This window comes from Mycolicibacter senuensis (assembly GCF_003284925.1).
GTDB classification, from domain to species: Bacteria; Actinomycetota; Actinomycetes; order Mycobacteriales; family Mycobacteriaceae; genus Mycobacterium; species Mycobacterium algericum_A.
Window position 1 is genome coordinate 1 of the sequence record NZ_QMEX01000176.1, and the last position, 6,659, is coordinate 6,659.

Annotated in this window: 10 protein-coding genes; 5 read left to right on the forward strand and 5 right to left on the reverse strand. The window is 68.6% G+C overall.

Annotated elements, in window-relative coordinates; genetic code table 11:
* Nucleotides 1–108: 108 nt before the first annotated feature.
* The 3 genes from DQP56_RS21690 to bluB are packed head-to-tail and all read right to left on the reverse strand — an operon-like array spanning nucleotide 109 to nucleotide 2,863.
* Nucleotides 109–1,302, reverse strand: a complete 1,194-nt coding sequence (locus tag DQP56_RS21690) for an alpha/beta hydrolase family protein (protein ID WP_112688948.1) — start codon at nucleotides 1,300–1,302, stop codon at nucleotides 109–111.
* A 17-nt stretch (nucleotides 1,303–1,319) separates the two neighbouring features.
* The gene (locus tag DQP56_RS21695; RefSeq protein WP_112688950.1) at nucleotides 1,320–2,216 is read right to left on the reverse strand and encodes an amidohydrolase family protein; all 897 of its coding nucleotides are present in this window, start codon (nucleotides 2,214–2,216) and stop codon (nucleotides 1,320–1,322) included.
* Nucleotides 2,213–2,863 carry a 5,6-dimethylbenzimidazole synthase gene (gene bluB / locus DQP56_RS21700; RefSeq protein ID WP_112688952.1) on the reverse strand — a complete coding sequence of 217 codons (651 nt, stop codon included), beginning with the start codon at nucleotides 2,861–2,863 and terminating at the stop codon, nucleotides 2,213–2,215. The genes DQP56_RS21695 and bluB overlap by 4 nt, the downstream gene beginning before the upstream one ends.
* A 37-nt stretch (nucleotides 2,864–2,900) precedes the next feature.
* On the opposite strand from bluB, the gene DQP56_RS21705 reads away from it, so the two are divergent.
* From DQP56_RS21705 to DQP56_RS21720, 4 genes are read left to right on the forward strand one after another with little or no spacing between them, the layout of a single operon-like run.
* The gene (locus DQP56_RS21705; protein WP_112688962.1) at nucleotides 2,901–3,239 is read left to right on the forward strand and encodes a hypothetical protein; all 339 of its coding nucleotides are present in this window, start codon (nucleotides 2,901–2,903) and stop codon (nucleotides 3,237–3,239) included.
* Nucleotides 3,236–3,868, forward strand: coding sequence for a phosphatase PAP2 family protein (locus DQP56_RS21710; RefSeq protein WP_234825775.1), 633 nt, complete (start codon nucleotides 3,236–3,238; stop codon nucleotides 3,866–3,868). Before DQP56_RS21705 ends, DQP56_RS21710 begins: the two co-directional genes overlap by 4 nt.
* Before the next feature lie 4 nt (nucleotides 3,869–3,872).
* A complete protein-coding gene (locus DQP56_RS21715) occupies nucleotides 3,873–4,109 on the forward strand; it encodes a hypothetical protein (RefSeq protein WP_112688954.1) in 237 nt (78 codons plus the stop codon).
* A gap of 57 nt (nucleotides 4,110–4,166) precedes the next feature.
* Nucleotides 4,167–4,823, forward strand: a complete 657-nt coding sequence (locus DQP56_RS21720; RefSeq protein WP_112688956.1) for a L,D-transpeptidase family protein — start codon at nucleotides 4,167–4,169, stop codon at nucleotides 4,821–4,823.
* A 17-nt stretch (nucleotides 4,824–4,840) separates the two neighbouring features.
* Here the strand turns inward: DQP56_RS21720 and DQP56_RS21725 are convergent, their stop codons facing one another.
* Nucleotides 4,841–5,143, reverse strand: coding sequence for a DUF732 domain-containing protein (locus DQP56_RS21725; protein ID WP_165825106.1), 303 nt, complete (start codon nucleotides 5,141–5,143; stop codon nucleotides 4,841–4,843).
* A 23-nt stretch (nucleotides 5,144–5,166) separates the two neighbouring features.
* The gene (locus tag DQP56_RS21730) at nucleotides 5,167–5,469 is read right to left on the reverse strand and encodes a DUF732 domain-containing protein (protein ID WP_112688960.1); all 303 of its coding nucleotides are present in this window, start codon (nucleotides 5,467–5,469) and stop codon (nucleotides 5,167–5,169) included.
* A 257-nt stretch (nucleotides 5,470–5,726) separates the two neighbouring features.
* Between DQP56_RS21730 and DQP56_RS25065 the strand changes: the two genes are divergently transcribed.
* A partial coding sequence (locus tag DQP56_RS25065; RefSeq protein WP_435673896.1) for a PPE family protein occupies nucleotides 5,727–6,659 on the forward strand: 933 nt, incomplete at its 3' end.

A 6,659-nucleotide genomic window follows, 5' to 3' on the forward strand; every position in this document is an offset into this window, starting at 1 on the left:
CGGCGCCGGACATGGCGGCGCGCTAGCGGCGATCGCACACGCGACGGAGCCGGGCGCAGCGGGTCGCCGCCAACGGGTCAGCGGGTCGCCGCCATCAGGCCATCGACATCAGAACATGTATTCGCGCAGGAATGCGGTCATCCGGCGCAGGTAGGTCGGCTGGCTGACGTGCAGCACGTGGTTCCCCGGGAACCAGTGCAGCGCACATCGATCCCAGTGCCGCCAGAGCATCTCCGACTGCTCGGGCGGTGCCAACCGGTCACCCAGACCGGTGATGATCAGCCGGCGGTCCTTGGCCACCAGCGGCGGGTAGTTCAGCGGCGAATGGTACGCCGTCGCGTCGGTGAATGCGCCGTGGTCGACCCCGCCCAGCAGTTGACCGGCCCGCACCACCTTGTTGGCCGGGAACCAGTCGCGGATCTCCGAATCGACCGAGACCACTGGAACATTCGGGATCACCGCCTGCAGCCGGGGCTCGACCGCGGCGAGCAGTGCGCTGGTGTAACCGCCCAATGACAGGCCGGTCAACGCGATGCGGTCGACGCCGGTGAACTCCAGATAGTCGACCACCGAGCGGAAGTCGTGGACGGCTTGGGCTATCGCCTCGGCGAAACCCGCCATGCCGTGCGAGAAGATGCCGTATCCGCTGAAGGGCGAGTACTTCTCGGCGCGCCGACCGTGGAACGGCAGGGTGAACAACACGACGTCGTAGCCGGATCGGTAGAACCAGGGCAGTGAGAAGAACAGGCCGTTGAACAGATACGCCGATCCCATGAATCCGTGGATGACGCACAGGGTCGGCCGCGGCCCGTCATCGTGACGCCAGTGCTGAAACCGCGCGATGTTGTTCGGGCCCAGGCTGTTCCAAGAATCCCGCATGGCGGGGTTGACGGCTTCGAAGCCGCTGTGGAACGACACGTTCTCCACCGTGCCGCGCGCCACCCGCTCGGCGAGCGGGTTGGCCCGCCGCGAGCAGATCCGTGGCAGTACCGTCGGCGCCGGAAAGGAGCGGGCCGGGTCGCGTTCGGCGGCCAATTCGGCATAGAACGCCAGGCGTTCCCGTTCCCGCCGCGACTGTTCGCGCCCGATCGCGGTGGTCAGCACCGACGGAATCATCGATGCCGCAACCATGGATGCGACCGCGGTGCGCAGGCCGATATCGGCGAACGCCGAAGCGTCGACGATCAGCTTGTCGCGCAACGACAACTCGCTGCGCTCGGGCAGGCCCCTCGGGCCCGCGTCAGCGCCCGGCACATCGGGGACCGGGATGGGCGCGGTGAGCGGGGTGGCGTCAGTGGTCACGGTCGCCAGCCTTTCTGTCAAGCGGATGGTAGCGCGATCTCGAATAATCGGGCGGCATTGTCGTGGAGCACGCCCCGCAGCCAGCCGTCGTCAATGCCGGGAACTGCGGTGACGGCGGTCAGTGCGTCGCGGTACCGGTACGGGATGTTCGGAAAGTCGCTGCCGAACACGATCCGCTCACCGGCGTCACGCAGTCGCGCCTGCTCGCCGGCCGGAAAGGGCATCAGTTCGTCGACGAACGCGGTGAACGCCATGGTGGTGTCCAGGTGCACAGCGGCCGAATCCAGGCAGAGGTCCAGGAATTCACCGTATTCGGGCATACCCATGTGCGCGACGATCAGCGGCAGCCGCGGGTGACGGCGCAGCAGTCGCCGAACCGGTTCGGGTCCGGTGAACCGCCCGGGTTGTGGTCCGGAGCCGCAGTGGATCACGACCGGGATGCCGGAATCGGAGATCGTCCCCCAAACGTCGTCGAGTAGCGGATCGTTGGGGTCGTAGTCGCCGACCTGGATGTGTGCCTTGAACAGCCGGGTGCCGGCGTGGATGGCGGCACCGACGTAGTCGGCCGCCCCCGGCTCGGGGTAGAACGTCGCCGTGGACAGGCAATCCGGTGTCTCGCGGGCGAATTCGGCCGACCACTGGTTCAGCCACGCCGCCATCTGCGGCTTGTGCGGATAGACCAGCGAGGTGAATCGGCGCACCCCGAAGGACCGCAGTGTCTCGACGCGGTGGGCCTCGTCGGTGCGGTAGGTGATGGGCCAGCTGCGTCCCACCATCGGGCCTGCAGAGTCGAAATAATTCCATACCTTGTCCATTACCGGTTTCGGCATGAAATGGGTATGCACGTCGATGATTCCCGGCAGCCCGAGCCCGGACCAGAGCCGCTGGACCGCGGCCGCTTCATTGTCGGTCATGGTTGCTCCCAGCTGTTCTCGGAGACGAACTCGCTCAACGGTTTCCGGTAGGCCCAGTCGTCCAGTTCCAGCGCCGGGCGATCCGGAAACTCCGGAACCGGGCCCAGGCACAGGATCGCGACCGGCTCGGCGTCGGCGGGCATACCCAGCAGTTGCGCCAGCGGCAGCGGTTCGAACAGCGAGACCCATCCCATGCCCAGGCCCTCGGCGCGGGCCGCCAGCCACAGGTTCTGGATGGCGCACGACACCGATGCCAGGTCCATCTGCGGCAGCGTGCGGCGGCCGAAGATGTGGGCCTGTCTGCCCTCGCGCAGCGCCACCACCAGCAGTTCGGCGCAGTCGCGGATGCCTTCCACCTTGAGTGCCAGGAACTCCTGTTCGCGCCGCCCCAGCGCGCGAGCGGTGCGGTGACGTTCGTCGTCGACCAGCGTGTGGATACGTTGCCGCAGGGTGTCGTCGGTGATCCGGACGAACCGCCACGGCTGCATGAGCCCCACACTGGGCGCGGCGTGCGCCGCTGCCAGCAGCCGGGCCAGCACGTTCGGGTCGACGGTGCGGTCGGGGAGGAAGCGGCGCATGTCGCGCCGCTCCGCGATCACCCGGTAGACGGCTTGGCGCTCCTGCGCGGTGAAGGACGGATCAGCCACGCGATCATGGTAGGAGTCAGAAGAAGGGATGCCCGCGATGAAACGTTCGGAACTGCTGGATCAGCTGTCCACCGGCTCCACCGCTGCGCTGGTCTACGGCGAACCGCACCAGACCCCCGACGGCGCGACGGTCATCACCGCCACCCGCATTCAGGCCGGCGGCGACGGTTCGGCGGTGACCGCCACGCCGCTGGGCGTCATGGTGATCCGCGGTGACAAAGCCAAGTGGGTGGCCGCCGTCAACGCCGACCGGATCGCCTTGCTGGGAGTGCTCACCGGCCTGGTGTCGGCGGTGATCGCATCGCTGGCGGTGCTGCGCCGCCCGCCCTGGCCGGACCTGCGCAGCGTCGGCGTGCGGCGCGATCCGACATCGTGACGCCGTCGGCGGCGCGCGCCTCCGCATGGGTCTCGGGCGTTGTCGCGGCGGCGGTCTGTGCCCTGATGCTGGTGGGCTACCGGCAGGGCTGGGGCTGGCTGGCCACCGTCGATGCCGCGGCGCTCCATGCCAGTTACGACATCGGGGTCAAACACCCGGAGTGGGTGCGGTTCTGGGACGGGCTGTCCACGGTCTTCGCACCGGCGGTGTTCCGGGTGCTGGCCATGGTGGCGGTGGTGGTCGCGTTGCTGCGGCGCCGGTTGCGGCCGGCACTGTTCCTGTTGCTGACGGTGGAGTTGAGCGGGCTGCTGACCGCCGTGGCCAAGGCCTCGGTCGACCGGCCCCGCCCGGTGACCGCGTTGGCGACGGCATCGTCGTCGTCGTTTCCGTCCGGGCACGCGCTGGGGGTGATGGTCGCGGTGGGTGCACTGCTGGTGCTGCTGTTGCCGGTGCTGCGGGGCAGCGCCCGGTTGGCGGCCGTCGGCGGCGGTGCGCTGGTGGTGGCCGCAGTCGGCATCGCCCGGGTGGCGCTGGGCGTGCACCATCCCTCCGACGTGCTGGCCGGCTGGGCGCTGGGCTGGGCGTATCTGACGGCCTGGGTGCTGTTACTCAAACCATGGCAGGCTTGAGGAGATGACCAGCTATGACGCCGACCCCGTGGGGACACTGGTGTGCTCGCGTAAAGGCTGCAGCGCCGCCGCGACGTTCGGCATGCTGTGGAACAACCCGAAGCTGCACACCCCCGAACGTCGCAAGGTGTGGCTGACCTGTCCCGAGCATCGGGAGTATTTCCGCGGCTATCTGTCCTCGCGCGGTCTGCTCAAGGACGAGGCGCCGGTCGAAGACCTACCGCGCCGTGCCGAACCGTGACCCGGCGCGCCGGGACCGGTGTTTGACCCTCCCGCGGCACCCGCCGATGATGAGCCAATGCGCCGACTGCTGAGCGTATTCTGCGCTGCCCTGTGCACCGCCGGCACGGCGCTGGTGGCGGCGCCCGGCGCCCAGGCCGATGTCGCGCCGTGGTTTGCGCGGTCGGTGGGGAACGCGGCCCAGGTGATCTCGGTGGTCGGGGTCGGCGGTTCCGACGCCAAGATGGACGTCTACCAGCGCAGCGCGACGGGGTGGCAACCGGTGGCGGCCGGCATACCCGCCCACGTCGGGTCGGCCGGGATGGCGCAGCGGGCCAAGAGCGGCTACCCCGCCACCCCGATGGGCGTGTTCACGCTGCCGTATGCGTTCGGCACCGCACCGAATCCCGGTGGCGGACTGCAGTATGTCCAGGTCGGTCCGGACCACTGGTGGGACGGTGACGACCACAGCCCGACTTTCAACACCATGCAGGTCTGCAAGAAGCAACAGTGCCCGTTCGACACCGGCGAGAGTGAGAACCTCCAGATTCCGCAGTACAAGCATGCGGTGGTGATGGGCGTCAACACCGCCCGCACCCCTGGCGACGGCGCAGCATTCTTCTTTCACACCACCGACGGTGGCCCGACTGCGGGTTGCGTGGCCATCGACGACGCCAAGCTGGTGCAGATCATCCAATGGCTGCGCCCCGGGGCGGTCATGGCCATCGCGCAATAGCGCGCCGGTGACGGTCCTTAAGCGTCAGTGCAGTAGCTGGCCCGAGCGATACCGACGAATTGCGACGCCTTGGTCAGGGTCAGGCTCGGATTGGCGTTCTTGACGCCCTTGGCCGCCTGATTGACGCTGTGTCCCTCGGCGATGTACCGGCATACCGCCTGACCGCCGGCCACCGCGTCGGCCGGGTTCGGGTAGGAAATGCCCATCTGGTCGAGTGCGCCAAGGAAACCGGCGTCGCCGGGTTCGGCGGCGGCCGGGGCGGCGAGGCCCATCAGACCTGCCATCGCGAATACCGCCACCGTGGTTTTGCGAGCCCTCATCATGTCCTCCGTCGGCCGGTTAGTCAGTTGGGGCAGTACGAAGTTCGCGCGGCTATCACGAATCGCGCGGCGTTTTTCACCGACAAGCCGCGGTTGGAGATCCGCAGTGCGCGCGCGGCGCCGTCCGTCTGGTGACCGGCGTGCAGGTAGTCACAGACCTCGCGGCCGACGGCCACCGCCTCCTGCGGGTCGGTGTATTCGATGCCCGCCTGGTCGATCGCGCTGAGGAATGCGACATCGGGATCGCTGTCGGCGTGTGCCGGCGCGCCGAACCCGACCAGCGCGGCGGCGCTGATCGCGGTCAGAATCCATCGTGCGTGCTTCACAGTGTTGAAAGCATCGCGGCACGGGATTAATCACCGCCTGCCATGACGTGAATAGCGAGTGAACACCAACCGTCTGATCTGCGTCGGCGCCACCTCGGCGGCGACCGGTCGGCCGGCGCGCCGCAGATTTCATCGACGCGCCACTGTGCTGACCACCTGGCTGTAACCCCCAGTTCACTTCGGCGGCGTTTCCTCATCGCCGGATGACTTCCCGGAGAACTACAGACGAACTGTGGGTTAGCTGCTAGGGGGCTGTGATGTACCTGGACTACAGTGTTCTGCCGCCGGAGATCAACTCCGGTCGCATCTACGCAGGGCCCGGGTCCGGATCATTGCTGACCGCCGCGGCGGAGTGGGAGCAATTGGCCGCCGAACTGCACACCGCCGCAGCCGGATACGACTCGGTGACGTCGGGGTTGGCCGCCGGCCCGTGGACCGGCCCGGCCGCGACCGCGATGGCTGCTGCGGCCCAGCCGTACGCGACGTGGCTGCGCGGCACCGGCGCGCAGGCGGAACAGACGGCCCGACAGGCCGCGGCCGCCGCACAGGCGTATGCGACGGCGCTCGCGGCAGTGGTGCCCCCGCCGGTGATCGCGGCCAACCGTGTCCTGCTCAATGAACTGGTCGCCACCAACTTCTTCGGGCAGAACTCCCCGGCGATTGGTGAGGCCGAACGCCAATACGCCGAGATGTGGGCCCAGGACGCCGCCGCGATGTACCGCTACGCGAGTTCCTCGGCGGCCGCGTCGACGCTGACCGCATTCGGTCAGCCGCCACCGACGACCAACGCCTCCGGGCAGGCCGCTCAGTCCGCGGCGGTGACCCAGGCCGGCGCCACGGCCGCCGGTAGCGGCGCCACCGACGGGGTGTCGGGTCTGCTCACCTCGGTGACGTCGATCATCGGACAGTTCTCGCCGTTCACCGGGCTGGCAACGCAGGGCATGAGCGCCACCATGACGGGTTGGTCGGGCACCGCGAACATGCTCAGCAATATCAACAACGGCATCGGCCTGGCCGCCTTCACAGCCGAGAACCCGGGCGGCTTGGGCGAAATCCTCAACCCGCCGATGATCGGGCCGGCCGGTCTGGGTCTGGGCGGGCTGGGCCTGGGCGGTGGCGGTTTGGGTGGTGGCGGCGGCTTGGGTGCCGGGCTGTCGGCGAGTGCGGGCAGCGCGTTGCGGATCGGGGGA